This window comes from Rhizobium sp. KNZ14-9A (genome assembly GCF_056755015.1).
This window is the reverse complement of record NZ_JBPGXB010000004.1, coordinates 2,160,786-2,178,100: the sequence shown is the minus strand read 5'-3', so window position 1 is coordinate 2,178,100 and position 17,315 is coordinate 2,160,786. Positions and strand designations below refer to the sequence as shown.

The window sequence follows — 17,315 nt, the reverse complement described above, 5'->3', positions numbered from 1 at the left end:
TTAACTTGACGGGTCTTGAGATCCCATATGTGGACGGCCCCAACTCGCAAGATATTTCGAGATAATTTGACCAGATCGCTTGCGTCCATATGTCCGGCCGGCGATGTCACGTTGGTTCATCGAAGTGCGCCAAGGCGTTTTCCAATGAACTCACGCAGCTGCGCCGGTCACGGCTTTCCACTGCGCCATTGCGCGGATCCGATGAAGGTGAGTGGCGAGCGCGGAGTTCTTTTGGCGCGGAGGGACGAAATGATTTCTGACCGCTGAAAACACCGACATAAATAGCTGCAGGCCACCTACGGATCGGAAGCCCTGCATCACGCGTTCCCGTTTTCCCAGAGGCAGATGGGAATTTTCCGCCCGATTGTTCAGCCCCTTGTGCGATCGATGCTCGACTGTCGGCATCACATCCCGCTTTGCCGCTCCATACGAGCGAAGTTTGTCGGTGACGATCCGCTTTGGTGCAAGGCCTTGCTTCTTCAACAGCCTGACCAGTAATCGCTTGGCAGCCCTCGTGTCGCGGCGAGCCTGTACGATTTCGTCGAGAACGTCGCCGTCCTGGTCGACGGCTCGCCAAAGCCAGTGTTTCCTGCCGCCAATGGAAATCACCACCTTTCGCGACGGCTTCTTTCTTCGCATCTGCTTTAAGTAGGCCGCCCCGAACTTGCGGCCCCATCGACGGATCGTTTCGTAAGAGACGACGATGCCACGTTCCAGAAGCATCTCCTCGACCAACCTCAAGCTCAACGGGAACCGGAAATAAAGCCAAACCGCATGGGCAATGATCTGCGGAGGAAAACGATGGTTCTTGTAGCTGACGATCGATGAGTTCATACGCGACGGCTTAGTCATCAACCGTTAAGCCACCAACAACGTGACATCACCCTCGACTGCATAGGGTAAAAATAAATCATGACATTTCACCCTACTTCCCGCCATGCGGGGGAACACCTTCGGAAACTACCGTATTGACAATACTGCATATATTGTTCGGAAAATTGCAACCTTTACTTCTCTCCGTCGATGTCCAGGGGCCGCACGACCGGCATCCAATACCTTCCCGGTCCCGCAAGCCTCTGCTACCGACAGAAATCACGAACCGGTACAAGGCGGGTTTCACGCAAGCAATGAAGAGCATCGGAGAAACCTACAGCGAGATAGCAAGCAGGATCGGGTAGGCGGACCGGCCACTCTTAGTATATCCAGAGTTTCAGGTGCCGCTTCCTTGACCGGTCTGCTTGTTTTTTATCTCTTTGCCGCACAAGACTTAAGCATCTGAACTTAAAAGCGAATTTTTCGGCCAAGAACGACAATAATATGTGCGCTTGCCGACAACGGCACCCGGCGCGATTGCCCCTAAGCTTCAATGTGTCTGCTGGGTGAAGAAAGCAGCACTTAACTAATGGAGCGGGACATGAGAATATTTGAAACTGGGAGCATCAAGACACTTCGCCGGACATGGCTTGGCCTCGGCATCGCTGCTCATCTCTTGGCGGTAACAATGGGCGCCGCAGCCTTCGTGCCGTCGTCAGACGCCCATGCCGCAGCGCCGGCCGCCTGCGCCGACCTCCAGGCGAAATATCCGTCGCTGAAAGGCAAGACGCTGGTCAACGCGGTCAATCCCCACACGCCGGGCTATGAAGCCATCGACCCGAACGATCCGACCAAGTATGTCGGTTTCGATATCGATCTCGGCGAGGCGATCGGCGAATGCCTAGGCTTTAAGCTTGAATACAAGGCCGTCACCTTCGCGGCACTCCTGACGACACTGCAGGCCGGCCAGGCCGATATCGTCATTTCCGACATCTACGCCACCAAGGATCGCGCCAAGGCCGGCGATTTCATTACCTATCTGAAGGTCTATGACGGCGTTCTCGTCGCTAAGGGCAATCCGAAAAAGATCGACGGCATCAACAAGTCGCTCTGCGGCACGGTTGCTGCTGAGAACACTGGCTATGTCGAAGTGCCGCTGATCCAGGCACTGGAAGCGGAGTGCAAGGCGGCCGGACTGCCGGCGCCGGAAATCCAACTCTACGACAATAACGCCAATTGCATCCAGGCAATCCTGGCGGGCCGTGCCGACACCTATATCAACGACGTCAACACCGTCGATGGTGCAGTCAAGGCTTACCCCGACAAGCTGGAAAAGGCGACGGCCGTCACCTTGCCCTACTCGGTCGGCATCGCCGTCCCGCTCGGCAAGCACGACTTCCGTACGGCGGTCATGGCAGCTCTTACTGAAATCCAGAAATCCGGCCAGCAGTTCGAGATGATGAAGAAATGGAACCTTCCGGAAGCGCAGATGGAAGAGCCGAAGCTCGTGCTCGCCGACTGAGCCTAGCTCCACGAACTGGCCGGGCACTACCAAGCCCGGTCAATGCTCCTCGAACGCCAAAGCGGGCTAAGATGGATCTATTCTTTCATTATCTCAGTCAACCTTATCTTGTCACCGGTATCGTCTACACCTTGCTGATTACATGTTACGGGCTCCTCGGCGGTGCCGTCATGGGCGTTGTGCTCGCTGGCATGCAGCTCAGCCGGTTTCGCATGCTGGCCATTGTTGCTCGCGCCTATGCGATCATCTTTCGTGGCACGCCGCTAATTCTGCAGATGATCTTCTGCTACAACGCCTTGCCGCTGATCGGCATCCGGCTAACGGCCATCGACGCAGCAAGCCTGGCGCTCGCCTTGAACGAGGCGCCGTTCATTGCCGAGATCGTTCGCGCGAACGTAATCGCCGTCGATCGCGGGCAGATCGCGGCAGGCCAGGCTCTCGGCATGCGGCCATTTGCGATCATGCTGCGCATCGTGGTTCCCCAAGCTGTCCGCACCATGGTGCCAGGGCTCGGCAACGAAGCGGTCAGCGCCCTTAAAAATTCTTCGCTCGCCTCGGTCGTGTCGGTGCAGGAGCTAACCCTTCGCAGCACCCAGCTCGCGTCGGCAACCTTCGATTTCTTCTCGATCTTCTTCGCTTCGGGGCTGATGTATTTGGTTCTGACCGGCGCCATTGCCGTTATCCAACTGGTGGTCGAGGCAGCACTCGACCTCGAAAGGCAAAAGGCCGGCAACCGATTCGCGCGGCTGCTGCCGTGGCGCAGGGCGGTGACAGTCGACGAGGCCGCGCCCGATCCTGCGCCCTCGGTCGTCGCCGTAGATGCGCCGCTGCCGCCTGCGACGGCGAAAGCCTCGCGGCCACTGGACAAGGAGAAGCGCTGGGCAGCAGTCGCTACCAGCCGTGCGGCGGTGGAAATCCGCGATCTGCGCAAGAGCTATTCCGGCCGCACCGTCCTGGACCAGCTGAGCCTTGATGTGCGCGTTGGCGAGGTCGTTGCATTGCTCGGACCGAGCGGCTCCGGCAAGAGCACGCTTCTTCGCTGCATCAATCGCCTGGAAACCTGGGATAGCGGTATAATCGAGGTTCTGGGGCGCCGGATTGGGACGCGAGCTGATGGCCGTCCGCGCTCTCCGCGCGCGATCGCCAACGAGCGGGCAAGTGTCGGCGTCGGCATGGTGTTCCAGAACTTCAATCTGTTCGGCCACTTGACGGCGAGGGAAAATATTGCCGGTCCGCTGCGCTGGGTGCAAGGTCTCTCCGTCAGTGAAGCAAACCGTCGGGCAAACGGACTTCTTGACCGCGTCGGCCTTTCGCATCGGGCGGATGCTCTGCCGCGCCACATGTCGGGTGGCCAGCAGCAGCGCGTCGCCATTGCCCGGGCACTGGCACCCAATCCCGCCGTGTTGCTTCTCGACGAACCGACCTCGGCGCTCGATCCGGAACTGGTCAGCGAAGTGCTTGAGGTCATCCGCAGGCTAGCGGTCGAGGACGGGCTGACAATGGTAATTTCCACCCATCAGATCGGCTTTGCCCGCGATGTAGCAGACCGGGCGGTGTTCCTCGCCGATGGCGCAATCGTCGAACAGGGTGCTGCAGACGAGATGCTTGTCCGGCCCAAGAGCCCGCGCACCGCGCAATTCCTTCAGATCATGGAAGACGAGGCCGGACAGACCGCATGACGGTCCATGGCGAGCCTCGCAATCGGAGAACCAGATGAAACACCACACATTGCCAGTTTCGCCTTCCACGGTGCATTGGGGTTATTTCAGCAAAGCGGTAAAGCCTGCACTGGTGCTGAAGTCCGGCGACCGGGCGACGATTGAGACGCTCACCCATCATGCCAATGACGATTACGAGCGGATGATCGAGGGCGACCCCGCTGCGGAAGCGATCTTTCACTGGACGAAGGAACAGAAGACGATCTCGCGTCGCGGTTCCGGCCCGACCGAGGGGCCGTTCAAGATCGGTGCGGGTGAGGGGGTGGGCGTCCATCTGCTGACCGGACCCATTGCCATCGAGGGCGCCGAACCCGGCGATATCCTGGAAGTGCGCGTTCTTGATGTCAGGCCGCGTCCGAGCTGCAGCGCCTGCTATGCCGGCCGTTGCTTCGGCTCCAACGTGGCGGCGAACTGGGGTTTTCACTATCACGACCTGATCGAGGAGCCGAAGCCACGCGAGGTCGTGACCATCTTCGAGCTCGACACAGCCGGCGACCCCTATGCCAAGGCGGTCTACAACTACATCTGGACGCCGCAGACCGATCCGGACGGCATCGTCCATCCCACCATCGACTATCCCGGCGTGCGCGTCGACCATCGGCTGGTGAAGCGGCGTGAAAACATCCTGCAGAATGTGCGCGTGCCGGCACGGCTGCATTTCGGCACGATGGGCCTGGCACCGGCGGAAGCGGATTTCGTCAGCTCTATCCCACCCTCCTATACGGGCGGCAATATCGATGACTGGCGCATCGGTCGCGGTGCACACATGTATTATCCAGTCGCCGTTGACGGCGCCTATTTCTCAGTCGGCGATCCCCATGCGGCACAGGGTGACAGCGAACTCGGCGGCACGGCGATCGAGACGTCATTGACGGGCGATTTCGAGTTCATCCTGCACAAGAAGGGCGTTCTGGGTGGCACGATCCTCGAAGGCCTGTCACATCCGATGCTGGAGACCGACGAACAATGGTCAGTCTATGGCTTTACCTATGCCAATTATCTCGAAAGCCTCGGTGACAATGCACAAGCTGAGATCGCCCAACATTCCAGCGTCGACCGTGCCATGCGCGATGCCTTTCGCAAGCTTCGCCGGTTCCTGATGACAGCGCATAAGCTGAGCGAAGACGAGGCAATTGCGCTGATGTCGGTCGCCGCCGATTTCGGTGTGACGCAGGTGGTCGACGCAAACTGGGGTGTCCACGGATCGATCCGCAAGAACGTGTTCCGATGCTATTGAGACCGGCTATGGCGTTTCCTACTTCGCAGGTGCAATATAATCAGACCAAGGCGCTGCACGCGCCGCTGCGCACCTCGGATGAAGGGATGAATGTCAGGCAGTTCATAGCCGAATCCTATCCCAGCGATACCCGTGCCCACATGTGGCGCGAGGTACTGGCGGAGCTTCATCTTCATTCGGTCGCTGTCGACGGAGAGAGCGGCAGATATTCGAGCGCGATCCTGCGAGGCGACCGTGAAGGCGTTATCGTCGCCCGCCTCGTTGCAAGCTCGCAGGTTCTGTCTTCGATCCCGCAACGCTCGCGCATCCTAATGGGCATGATCCCGCTAGAGGCAGCTCTGGACGTCGCCGGCGGCAGCTTCAGCCTGAAAGTCGACAGTGGCGCGCTGGTCGTGGTGCAGATGGACAGGCCATGGGAGATCAGGATTTCGGGCAGTAACCGAATCCTTATCTTTGGCCTGTCCGACGCGGCCATGCAACGACGCGGTGCGGGCTGGACGCCATTTGCTCAACCGCGTTGTTATTCGCCGAAGGGGCTTGCCTCAGTCTTCATTCGCGCGATGGAAAGTGCTGCTACGGAAATCGACGGCTTTTCGAATGCGGAATGGCAGTCGCTCGAGCAGTTCATCGCCGACCTGTTCGTCACCATGATTGTCGAGACCGAAGCGACTGATATGCGCTCGACGCCAAGCCTTGCGGCATTGTTCAACCGGATTACGGTGGCGATCGAAAAGCGCCTGCATGACTCGGACCTGTCGTCTGCCAAGGTCGCGCGGGTCGAGGGGATCTCGGAACGCTACCTGCAAAAACTGTTCGAGCAGAATGGCGAGAGCTTCACCCATTACCTGCGCGAGAGACGCCTGCAGCGCGCCCGCGCGGCTCTGGTCACTTCAGCGGAAATCAGGCTTCCGATTGCGGATGTCGCCTATAGTTGTGGTTTTGGCGATGCGGCGAACTTCAATCGTGTCTTCAAGGAACGTTTCGGCCTGCCGCCGGGAGCCTTCCGTATCCGTCACCTCGAAAGCCAAATCGACGGGCCCAATGCCGAACAGCGCGGATGGCCGGTAAAGGCGCTTGCCGCCAAAAAAGCAGCATCGCGGACAAGGGCGGATGATAGCCCAAGACGAGACGAATGGGATCTGCCGACCGCGGGGCGTCCTGCGAGCACGCACCACAAGCTCGACGTCAACGCCTCGAATGTTCACTGGGGGTATTTCAGCCGGTCGCTTGAGCCGGTTTTGGAGATCAGTTCCGGCGACACGGTCGAGATCGAGACGCTCAGCCAGCACGCATCCGACGCACCCGACCTGATGATTGCGGGCGATGCCGCAGCCGAGGAGGTCTTTCACTGGACAAGTGACCGCAAGTCGGTCGACCGCCGAGGCGCCGGGCCAGTTGACGCCTCGATCTTCGGGAGGGGGGCCGGCGAAGGCTTCGGCGTGCATATCTGCACTGGCCCGATCTATGTGAAGAATGCCGAGCCTGGTGATGTCATCGAGGTCCATATCGAGGACATGCTCCCACGACCGAGCCGCGGGCCGGGCCATGGAGGGCGGTATTTCGGCAGTAACGTCGCAGCCTGGTGGGGCTATCACTACGGTGAATTGCTGAGCGAACCCAAGCCGCGCGAGAATGTCACGATTTACGAGGTCTTTCCCGAGGATGGCTACGCTCAGGCGCTCTATTCCTATCCCTGGGCCGCGCAGACGGATCCCTATGGTGTCGTCCATCGGACCTATGATTATCCCGGCGTGCCAGTAAATGCGGCGAGTGTCGATATCCGCCGGGCGACGCGCAGTGACATCCGCATTCCGCTTCGACCGCATTTCGGCGTCATTGGGCTGGCCCCACGGGAGGTGGATCTCATCGATTCCGTGCCGCCGGCCTATTTCGGGGGCAATCTCGACAATTGGCGGCTTGGCAAGGGTGCGAGTGTCTTTCTTCCGGTATCGGTTCACGGCGGGCTTCTGTCCATCGGCGACCCGCATGCCGCCCAGGGTGACGGCGAGCTTTCAGGTACGGCGATCGAATGCTCGATGACTGGACGGGTGAAGATCACGCTGCACAAGAAGGATCCACGCTTCAAAGACCTGACCTATCCTTTGATCGAGACGCCCGGTGAATGGGTACTGACCGGTTTCAGCCACCCTGATTATCTGGCAGAGTTCGGCGCTAAGGGGCAGGGAGAGGTCTATGCCAAGTCCTCCCTCGACCTTGCGATGAAAGACGCTTTTCGCAAGGCGCGACGTTTTCTTATGTCCGTTCAAGGGTTCAGCGAAGACGAGGCGATTGCGGTCATGTCGGCTGCCGTCGATTTCGGCGTGACTCAGGTGGTCGATGGAAACTGGGGCGTCCATGCCATCATCCGTAAGGCCATATTCGAAAGCGAACAGGAATAGCGAAATGCAGTTTCACATGATTTCCGGCGGACCGAAGCCGGTCGCGCCCTTCAGCCATGCGGTGGAAACGGATGGCTTCGTCTTCGTCACCGGTCAGATGCCGGATACGCCGGAGGCCCCGGGCGTTTTGCCGGACGGTATAGAAGCCCAGACGCATCACGTCATGGCAAACCTGAAGACGGTCCTCGCCGGGCTTGGCCTGGGGCTCGAGCATGTAGTGATGGCGCGGATTTACCTGACGCGCTTCAAACAGGACTATGAGGCGATGAATGCCACCTATCGCAGCTATTTCCCCGCCGACCGACTGCCGGCGAGGACATGCGTCGGGGTGACCGGCCTCGCCTATGACGCACTGATCGAGATCGATCTCGTTGCCCGACGCCGGGATTAGGGTCATCTCGTGATCAATGGAGAGCTGTCTTTCTCGGCTAGATCAATCGAAGCCGCCACCATCATGCATCCAGGAAAAGCGTGGTGTGCTCTACGAACAAGTCCGGATACTGGCTACGGCCCGTGGTTGGCGTCCGGATGAAGCACGACGAACTGAGCGTTTGGGAGACAGTGTTGCACGGCGAAGGCGTTGATCGGCGGCATCAACACATCCAGCCGCCGTGCGCCATGAATACCGGAAGCTGGATCCTCTGAAGATATCCGCGCTCAATCTCGCTGCCGGCGAACCTCACTCACCATCGCGTCGGGCCGAAGACTCTCCGAAACGATCTATGCCTTCACTGTGAATCAGCGTCGTGAAATAACCCCACCAGCACATGTCTTTACAATGGCTTGTCGTGCGTATCGGCATCGGGCCCCTGCCGATTTACAGCGTGAATTTCAGCAGCAAGAGACGCACTGTAGAGAATGATGCTTTTCCGCCGATGGGGTCGCAAGTGCCGCAAGACTCAGTCAGTCGCAGGAATTCGCAGCCAAAACGCTGCCGTATAGTCGTGGAACAAATTTCTCCATCAAGAAAAAATTTCTTGATGGAGAAAATACTTTCTGCTTATAAGTTGGTCAGAGATTTAAAATGCTCTTTTATTGTGCTTCTCGTCAATCAGGAGTTCCGCATGCATCTTCGTCTCTCATTTGTCCTGATTGCCCTGACAAGTGTCGCTGGAATCCCATCCGCCTTCGCCGTGGAACAGAAGACGCTAGTGGTGTCCGAATGGGGTTATACGCAAAAGCAGTCTGAGGAATTCCTCTACGCACCGTTCGAAAAGCTCTGTGGCTGCAAGGTGGTCGTTGATACCGGCAATAATGCCGACCGACTGAACAAGATGCGTATTCGCGGCGGCATAGACGTCATGTTCATCACCGATGCTTTCACGCAGCAGGGCATTGATGCCGGTGTGTTTGCTAAGATCGACCCGACAAAGCTGCCTCATCTGGGCGAGATTTACGATATCGCCAAGGCGCCGCAGGGGCCTGACTTCGGCCCCGCCTATGTCGCCGGCCACTACGGCATCATCTATGACGCCTCAAAGGTCAAGCAGCCGATCACATCATGGAAGGACCTTTGGAGACCGGAGCTCAAGGGAATGGTTGCTGTTCCCGGCTTCAATACAACGACCGGTCCTGTCACCGCGCTGATCGCCGGCGACCGGGTCGGCGTCGATGCCTTCAAGGATCCAGATGCAGCCTTCAAGAGCCTCGCGGAGCTGAAGCCCAATATCCGCAAGACATACAACACGGGATCGGAGTTGGTGAACCTGTTTTCAACCGGCGAAGTGGTGGCCGCGGCGGTCCAGGACTTTGCCGCGCCGGCCATCCACGCAGCCGTGCCCAATGCCAAGTGGGCGCCGCTGTCAGAAGGCGACTACGCCATCTTCAACACGCTGAACATCGGCGCGAAATCCGAAAACCAGGACCTTGCCTACCAGTTCATCGACTACAAGCTGTCGGCCGATGTGCAGCGGAAGTTCGTCGCCGTCGGCGACAGCCCCGTGAACAAGAACGTTGCCCTGAGCCCCGAGCAGGTCGGTGACATGGTCTACGGCGCCGATGAGATCGGCAAGCTTCGCAGGCCCGACTTCAAGGAAATCCTCGCACACAAGGCCGATTGGGAAGCCCGCTGGAACAACATTTTCGGCCAGTGAGCGGCTCTCTTTTGAACGGCCGGAGGGTAGCAGGATGACCTATCCGCTCAAGCGGACGCTGCCGATGTTGCTGGTTCTGCCGGGAACATTGATCGTGCTTGGCTTCCTCGTCCTTCCGGTGTTAGCAACCTTCTCCGACACAATCGGACCGGCCGGCCAACGGCTTTCACTCTACACCAAGTTCTTTGGGGTCAGTTACAACATCGTCGTCCTTGTTCGCTCGCTTCGCATTGCGCTGATCGCCACGATCATCTCGTTGTGTTTTGGTTTCTGCGCAGCGACGGTGATTTCGCGAAGTTCAGGAACGTATCGCCAAGCATTGCTGATCGCCAGCGTCTTTCCGCTGCTGACCGGGGCGATCGTGCGCAGCTTTGCCTGGATGGTGATCCTCGGCCGTAACGGCGTCTTCAATTCATCGCTGATGTCGCTGGGGCTGATCGACACGCCGCTACCGTTGCTGTTCACCGAGGGATCTCTGATCGTCGGTCTGGTCTATCTGTTCACGCCGCTTGCCATCCTGTCGCTGATCGGGGTCATCGAAGTGATCGACCAGAGCGTCATCGATGCGGCAACTTCGCTCGGCGCCAGCCCGTTCGGAGTTCTCAGGCAGGTGACACTGCCGCTGATCGCGCCGGGGCTTCTTGTTGGCGGTGTGCTTGTCTTCACCGGCAGTCTCGCAGCTTTTGCCACCGGCCATCTTCTCGGCGGCGAGGCTGAGACTATCTTGCCCACCCTGCTGCAGGACAAGGCAATGGTCAGCTTTGACTGGGATGCCGCCGGCGTCATCGCCGTGGTGATGGTCGCGATTACTTTTGCCGTTGTGCTTCTCGGTCAGTATGCCGCCGGCCGCCTCAACCCGGCCGCGGGGTGACGACGATGCCAACCAAAACCTCCCTTCCCGTGCTCATCCTCGCTGCTTTCGTCTTCTTGTTCCTGCTGTTTCCGCTCGTCATCATCGTTGGTGCTTCGTTGACCAATGGCAGCTATCTCGCCTTTCCGCCGCAGGGCCTTTCACTCAAGTGGTTTGCCTTCGTGCTGGGTGAAGAGAGCTTCATCGAAAGTTTTAACACCAGCATCATCGTCGCCACGGCGAGCACGTGCCTGGCGATGCTTGTGGGAATTCCGGTCGCCTATGCGTTGATCCGTCATCGCGGCAGCCTTCCGTCCTGGCTGGGGTCGATCTTCTTTCTGCCGGTTCTGGTTCCGGAGATCGTCTTCGGTTTTTCGTTGTTGAAGAGCGTCATCGTCGCGTTCGATCTGCCCGTCATGACAGCCCTGCTGATCGGTCATACGATGATCACCCTGCCCTATGCGGTACGGGTCGTCGGCGCCAGCCTCGCAGGCTTCGACTTCAGCGCCGAAGAGGCCGCGGTCAGTCTTGGTGCTTCGCCGATCAAGGCGTTCTTTGTGGTCGTACTGCCGAATATCAGTTCCGGCATCGTTGCAGCCTTCATCCTTGCCTTCATTACCTCGATGAACGACGTGTCAGTCTCGCTATTCCTCACCGGGCCGGGCATCAGCACGCTTCCGATCAACCTGTTCACCTATGTCGAACAGCATTTCGACCCCTCCGTCGCCGCCGTGTCGGTGCTGCTCATGCTGCTGACTGCGGCCGTGATCATCGTCGTCGAACGGACGCTCGGGCTGTCGAAAGTCATGAGGTAGCCGATGTCCAGCCCTCCCCTCTCCCTGCGCGGCATCAGCGCACATTATGGCCAGACCCACGTGCTCGACGATCTCAACCTTGAGATTGGAAGCGGAGAACTGATCTCGCTACTGGGCGCCTCGGGTTGCGGCAAGACCACGACGCTGCGCCTGATCGCTGGCTTCCTGCAGCCTTCTTCCGGCACGATCCGGCTCGGCGCAAATGAACTCACGACGCTACCGCCGCACCGCCGCGACATCGGGCTGGTGTTCCAGAACTACGCCCTGCTGCCGCATCTGAGCGTCCTCGACAATGTCTGCTTCGGACTGAAGCAGCGCGGCATTGCCGCGGCCGAGCGGAAAAAGCGGGCCATGGAAATGCTGGAGATCGTCGGCATGGCGCATCTATCCGCCCGCCTTCCCGCAGTCCTCTCCGGCGGCCAGAAACAGCGCGTCGCACTGGCACGCGCCTTAGTAATCGATCCGCCGCTGCTGATGTTTGACGAGCCGCTATCCAATCTCGACGCAAAACTGCGCGTCGACATGCGCGTTCAGATCCGCCGGCTGCAGATGGCCGGACGACGCACCGCCGTCTACGTGACGCACGACCAGGAGGAGGCCTTTTCGATTTCCGATCGCGTCGCCATCATGGACGCTGGCCGGGTCGTCCAGTTCGACACGCCGGAGACGCTGTATCGTCGCCCGGCCAACGCTTTCGTGGCGCGTTTCGTCGGCTTCGACAACATCCTTGCGTTCCGGGTCGTCGGACGCGGGCCGGAGGGCGCGACCGAGGTGGAATATGGCGGCGGCGCACGGAGCCTGCTGCACGCGGCGGACTACGGTGAAATTCCCGATCGCGGCCTGATCGCCGCACGGCCCGAAGGGCTGGTCGCCGGATCGGTAGAGGCCGGTATCGCGGCCACCATTGGCGTGCGGACCTTTCTCGGGCGCAGTTACCAATACCACTGCGAAAGTCCGGCAGGCAGGCTGATTGCCCTCGGTCCAACCGAGGCGCCGCTGGAGGCCGGAACAACCGTCGGGCTGTCGATCAATCCCCTGGCTGCCGCGGTGCTACCCTATGAGGATATTGGCGCAAGCAAGGAGCAATGACCATGAGCCGTCTTGTCAATATCGCCTGCGCGCAGATGGGACCGATTGCGCGCAGCGACAGCCGCACAGCCGTTGTCCGGCGACAGATCGCACTGCTCCGCGAGGCAAAGAGCCGCGGCACTGACTTCGTGGTCTTTCCGGAACTGGCCTTCACGACCTTCTTTCCGCGCTGGCTTCTCGACAGCCAGGCGGAGGTCGACGGATTTTTCGAACGGGAGATGCCGGGACCGGAAACGCGGCCGCTTTTCGATGAGGCCAAGCGCCTCGGCATCGGTTTTTACATCGGCTACGCCGAACTCGCGGTGGAAGACGGCAAAACGCGACATTTCAATACATCGATTATTGTCGGCGCCGATGGCGAACTGGTCGGTAAATATCGCAAGGTTCATCTGCCGGGTCATGCCGAACCCGTTGCTGACAGGCGATCACAGCATCTGGAAAAGCGCTATTTTGAGCCCGGAAACCTTGGTTTTCCCGTCTGGCGGACGCTCGGAGGCATTGTCGGCATGTGTATCTGCAACGATCGCCGCTGGCCGGAAACCTACCGTGTTATGGCGCTTCAGGGCGCCGAGCTTGTCTGCCTCGGCTACAACACGCCAGATGATCACACGGGCGTCTTCGACTTCGATCAACTGACAGGCTTTCACCATCAGCTCTCCCTCCAGGCGGGTGCCTACCAGAACGCCACATGGGTCGCAGCCGCGGCCAAGGCCGGCTGCGAGGAGGGCTCGAACATGATCGGTTTGTCGATGATCGTCGCACCTTCAGGCCAGATTGTCGCCATGGCCTCGACGACAGGCGATGAGCTTGTCACGGCCCGTTGCGATCTGGACATGGGGGCGCTGTACAAACGCACGATCTTCGATTTCGCCCGGCATCGCGAGCCGTCCCAGTACAAGCTTATTGTCGAGCGCAAGGGCGCGATCCTTCCGGAGTAGGAAGATGGAGGTATCCATGATCGACATCGAGAGCACATCCGCCAGGCCCAGCGGCGACAAGATTACCGGCAAGGCGGTCGGCGAAATGCTGGCACGGCTACGCTTCGAGAAGCGCTGGACGCTGGCCGAAGTGTCGCGCCGCACCGGCGTTTCGATCTCGTCGTTGTCAAAGATCGAAAACAACCAATCATCGCCGGCCTACAGCGTGCTTGTGCGGCTGGCGGAGGGATTGGATATCGATTTTGCCGCGCTGATCGGCAGCCCGACCGAAACGTTCGCCTCGGCCGCCCGCGTCATCACCAGGGCGGGCGAAGGCACTCGCTATACGACGCGGATGGGCCTCTACGAGGCCCTCGCCCCTGATCTTGCCGCAAAATCGATGCAGCCGATGATCATCGATCTTCCGGTGCGAACGGCAAGAAGCCGCCCGGTGCGCAGCGCCCACAGCGCCGAGGAATTCGTCTACGTGCTCGAGGGCGAGGTCGTCTTCTTCATGGCCCCCTATGCGCCAGTCGTGCTGTCGAAGGGCGATACAGTCTATTTCGATTCCGCCAGCGAGCACGGCTTTTCGTCCAACCTCGATCAACCTGCGCGCATTCTGTCGGTCTGCCTGGAGCGACCCGGCGCAAGCTCCCGCTCTGCAGAGGACCATCCTCATGAGTGACCCGAAAATCGAAGATGTGGCAATCGACGCGACCAACGAGGTGCTCATCCGCCAGCGGCTGACGTCGGTGGCGTTGGGCAAGGAGAAGGCGGACGTGGCATTGCGCGTCGGCAAGCTTCTGGACGTGGCGACGCGGACCTGGCTGGAAGACCAGGAAATCGTCATGAAGGATCGGCGTATCGCCTATGTCGGCAAAGCGGGGAGCTATGTCGGCGAAGTATCGCAGCGCGTGCATGAACCGGGCCTTACTGCTGTCCCCGGTTTGGGGGAAGTGCACAAGCATATCGAAAGTTCCCATCTCACGCCGGAATGGGAAGCTGCATTGGTGCTGCCGCGCGGCAACACCTGGACCTGCGAGGCCAGCCACGAATTCTCGAACGTCAACAGCGCCAGAACACTCGACTTCTGGCTCAAGGCACGCGCCGGCGGTTCGCCGCTGAAAATTTTCCCCCTGCCTGGCTCGGCCGTGCCGCCGACCGGCTATGAGCACGGCGGCGGCTATCTCGGCTATGACGAGCAGAAGGCTTTCTTGCAGGACAGCCTGATGACGGCCGGTCTCGACGAGGTCATGGACTGGCCGGCCGTCTGGAATCCGGAAAACCCGTCCTATGATCGGCTCTGGGGGATGATCCGCGCCACTTTCGAAAAGCGCGCTGTTGTTGAAGGTCACGCTGCCGGCATCCGTGACATCCAAACGATCAATGCTTTTGCAGCGGCAGGGCTTTCCTCAGACCACGAAGCCTGGACGGTGAACGAGTTCTGGGACAAGCTCACCCATGGACTGTTCATGGAATTGCGGCCGCACAGCGTGCCCGAGGTCATCAAGGGACTGCTTGAACGCGGCCTGTCCGACTGGTCACAGATTGCCCTGACCACCGACGACCGTTCGGCATCCGACACGTTGAAGCTGGGGGCAACGGACTACAACGTCCGGCTCGCGATCGAGGCCGGGTTGGCGCCGGAAATCGCCATCCAGTGTGTCACCATCAACCCGGCGCGCCACATGCGCCTGACGCCGTGGGTCGGCTCGATCGCGCCCGGCCGCTATGCCGATATCGTCCTGCTGTCGGATGTGGCGACCTTCCAGATCGCCAAGGTGTGGGCCGATGGCCGGCAGGTCTCGGAGGGTAAGGCCTATCTCCCGGAGGTTCCAAAGATCGCCTGGCCGGATTGGGCCACCAAGACGATCAACATCGGCCGCGCACTCGATGCCGCCGACTTCCAGATTGCGGCGGAGGCGGGCCGGGAGACCATGAAGGCGGCTGTTCTTCGGCCGTTCCACTGGACGGACGACTTTCTGACCTACGACCTGCCCGTGAAAGACGCCATGGTCCAGCGCGACGAGAGCCGAAACATTACCAAATTCTCGATCGTCGACCGGTTCTCTGGCAAAGGCAGTGTCTCAAAAATGTTCTGGATCGGCTGCGGGCCGCGCACGCCGAACACCGCACTTGCCTGCTCGATGGCCCATGACAAGCACAATATCTGGTGCGTCGGATCATCGGACGAGGCCATGGCGCTGGCTGTCAATTCCGTTGCCGACAATGACGGCGGATGGGCGCTGGTGCGCGAAGGCCGGCTGGTCGCACGCGTGCGTTACGAGGTGGCGGGCCTGATGAGCTGCCGGCCGGCAGAGGCGCTGCATGCGGACATGGAGGCGCTCTATGCCGAGGGCGCCTTGGTCGACTGGATGTATGAGCCGAGCTTCCAGCCACGCTGGTTCCCCGGCTTCCCCGAGCGCCTGGCCTTCGCCACGCTCACCTGCGCGCCTTGGCGTTGGGTGCTTGTCGCGCCGAGCGACTATGCCCCCGAAGGCTTCGTCAACGTCCAGACGGGTCAAACCCACCCGGTGGTGTTCTAGCGGCTGGAAACAAGCCGGCGCGGGCGACCGCTTGGTTCGACAACACATGAAAGCAACGCATGCTGACCGATACAGACAGGACGACAGAGATGAAGGGTCCGGCGCTCGATCACCGTTTCGGTGGCTTCGAGCGGCTCGAGGAGCCGCGTGTCGTAGTCGATGTGCCGACCCTTCGACGCAACCTCGCGCGCGCCATTAACCTGGTCGGCGGTCGGGCGGCGCTGCATCCGCACGTCAAGACGCACAAAAGTCTGGAGATCGCGCGTTTGCAGAGGCAGACGGGCGCTGTCGGTTTCACCGCGGCCAGGCCATACGAAGCCCTGATGCTGCTGGAAGCGGGGCTCTCTCCTGTCACCCTCGCCTACCCGATGACCAGCCATCGGACGGTGTGCGCGCTGCTGCAGGCGAGTAGCCGGCAGGGCGATATCCGTTTCATCGCCGACAGCAGCGAGACGATCGAAATCCTCTCCAGGGCCGCGCTTGAGACCGGCCGTACGGCATCGGTTTTCCTCAAAATCGACGTCGGGCTGCATCGATGCGGCGTCGATCCGCGAGCGCCGTCGACTCTGAAGCTGTGCGCTGACATCGACCACGATACGCGGCTGGCATTTGCAGGCCTTCTCTCCCATGCCGGCCATGCCTATGGCGCGACGTCCGTGACGGCGATCCGTTCCATTGCCGAGACTGAACTGAGCCTGCTGCAGGATTTGCGTCAACGGCTGCGCCTGTCCGGCGTGAATGTGCCCAGCTTGTCGATAGGCAGCACGCCGACCTTTTTCGCCAATGCCGGTTTTGACGGTGTCGATGAAGTCAGGCCCGGCAACTACGTGTTCATGGACCTGACGGCCGTCCGCCTGGGGTTTGCCGAACGTAGCGACCTTGCGTTGGCTATCGCGGCGCGGATCATATCCGTCAACGACCGCTACGCGATCGCCAATGTCGGCTCCAAGATGCTCTCGTCGGACCTCGGCGCGCATGGGACATCGGCGACAACCTCCTTTGGTGAGGCATGGCGGGACGATCGCACGGCACCATTGAGCGTGGCGAAGCTCTCGGAAGAGCATGCCTTCCTCGTCCATGACGGCGACCGCCCGCCGGTCGGCACCCCGGTCCTGATCCTGCCCAACCACGCATGCCCCGTAGCCAATCTTAGCGGCGGGCTGTTGTCGCTCGGCGAGCCCGATGGGTCGCGACGGATCGCAACCGAGGGCGTCTTTTCGTGGTCGTCAACATGATGACAGCGCATCGATCCGGACATGACCGTCATGGACCCGACAGAGGGCACCGAGAAGCGATCAGCCAGCCCGGCGCCCGTC

Annotated in this window: 14 protein-coding genes; 13 read left to right on the top strand and 1 reads right to left on the bottom strand. The window is 60.3% G+C overall.

Going from position 1 to position 17,315, the window contains the following annotated elements; all coding sequences use genetic code 11:
- Positions 1–150: 150 nt before the first annotated feature.
- The gene (locus ACR9ZQ_RS40355; protein WP_481430741.1) at positions 151–834 is read right to left on the bottom strand and encodes an IS6 family transposase; all 684 of its coding nucleotides are present in this window, start codon (positions 832–834) and stop codon (positions 151–153) included.
- 580 nt (positions 835–1,414) lie between these two features.
- On the opposite strand from ACR9ZQ_RS40355, the gene ACR9ZQ_RS40350 reads away from it, so the two are divergent.
- From ACR9ZQ_RS40350 to ACR9ZQ_RS40290, 13 genes are all read left to right on the top strand, one after another.
- On the top strand, positions 1,415–2,335 hold the full coding sequence (locus ACR9ZQ_RS40350) for an ABC transporter substrate-binding protein (RefSeq protein WP_481430740.1): 921 nt from the start codon (positions 1,415–1,417) through the stop codon (positions 2,333–2,335).
- Positions 2,336–2,406: 71 nt separating this feature from the next.
- Positions 2,407–4,014, top strand: coding sequence for an amino acid ABC transporter permease/ATP-binding protein (locus ACR9ZQ_RS40345; RefSeq protein ID WP_481430739.1), 1,608 nt, complete (start codon positions 2,407–2,409; stop codon positions 4,012–4,014).
- Positions 4,015–4,048: 34 nt separating this feature from the next.
- Complete coding sequence (locus tag ACR9ZQ_RS40340) at positions 4,049–5,290, top strand: acetamidase/formamidase family protein (RefSeq protein ID WP_481430738.1); 1,242 nt, start codon at positions 4,049–4,051, stop codon at positions 5,288–5,290.
- Positions 5,291–5,376: 86 nt separating this feature from the next.
- Positions 5,377–7,689, top strand: coding sequence for an acetamidase/formamidase family protein (locus ACR9ZQ_RS40335; RefSeq protein ID WP_481431006.1), 2,313 nt, complete (start codon positions 5,377–5,379; stop codon positions 7,687–7,689).
- A 4-nt stretch (positions 7,690–7,693) separates the two neighbouring features.
- Entirely contained in the window at positions 7,694–8,080 is a 387-nt protein-coding gene (locus ACR9ZQ_RS40330; RefSeq protein ID WP_310380694.1) for a RidA family protein, read from the top strand.
- Positions 8,081–8,477: 397 nt separating this feature from the next.
- Positions 8,478–9,782, top strand: a complete 1,305-nt coding sequence (locus ACR9ZQ_RS40325) for an ABC transporter substrate-binding protein (RefSeq protein WP_310380692.1) — start codon at positions 8,478–8,480, stop codon at positions 9,780–9,782.
- Between the two features lie 34 nt (positions 9,783–9,816).
- Positions 9,817–10,653 carry an ABC transporter permease gene (locus tag ACR9ZQ_RS40320; RefSeq protein WP_310380688.1) on the top strand — a complete coding sequence of 279 codons (837 nt, stop codon included), beginning with the start codon at positions 9,817–9,819 and terminating at the stop codon, positions 10,651–10,653.
- 5 nt (positions 10,654–10,658) lie between these two features.
- Positions 10,659–11,447, top strand: a complete 789-nt coding sequence (locus ACR9ZQ_RS40315; RefSeq protein WP_310380685.1) for an ABC transporter permease — start codon at positions 10,659–10,661, stop codon at positions 11,445–11,447.
- 3 nt (positions 11,448–11,450) lie between these two features.
- Positions 11,451–12,536 carry an ABC transporter ATP-binding protein gene (locus ACR9ZQ_RS40310; RefSeq protein ID WP_481430737.1) on the top strand — a complete coding sequence of 362 codons (1,086 nt, stop codon included), beginning with the start codon at positions 11,451–11,453 and terminating at the stop codon, positions 12,534–12,536.
- Positions 12,537–12,538: 2 nt separating this feature from the next.
- Complete coding sequence (locus ACR9ZQ_RS40305) at positions 12,539–13,474, top strand: N-carbamoyl-D-amino-acid hydrolase (RefSeq protein WP_310380680.1); 936 nt, start codon at positions 12,539–12,541, stop codon at positions 13,472–13,474.
- Between the two features lie 16 nt (positions 13,475–13,490).
- The gene (locus ACR9ZQ_RS40300) at positions 13,491–14,138 is read left to right on the top strand and encodes a helix-turn-helix domain-containing protein (RefSeq protein WP_310380677.1); all 648 of its coding nucleotides are present in this window, start codon (positions 13,491–13,493) and stop codon (positions 14,136–14,138) included.
- Positions 14,131–15,999 carry an adenine deaminase gene (locus tag ACR9ZQ_RS40295; RefSeq protein ID WP_481430736.1) on the top strand — a complete coding sequence of 623 codons (1,869 nt, stop codon included), beginning with the start codon at positions 14,131–14,133 and terminating at the stop codon, positions 15,997–15,999. Before ACR9ZQ_RS40300 ends, ACR9ZQ_RS40295 begins: the two co-directional genes overlap by 8 nt.
- Positions 16,000–16,088: 89 nt before the next feature.
- Positions 16,089–17,234, top strand: coding sequence for an alanine racemase (locus ACR9ZQ_RS40290; RefSeq protein ID WP_481430735.1), 1,146 nt, complete (start codon positions 16,089–16,091; stop codon positions 17,232–17,234).
- Positions 17,235–17,315 lie beyond the last annotated feature (81 nt).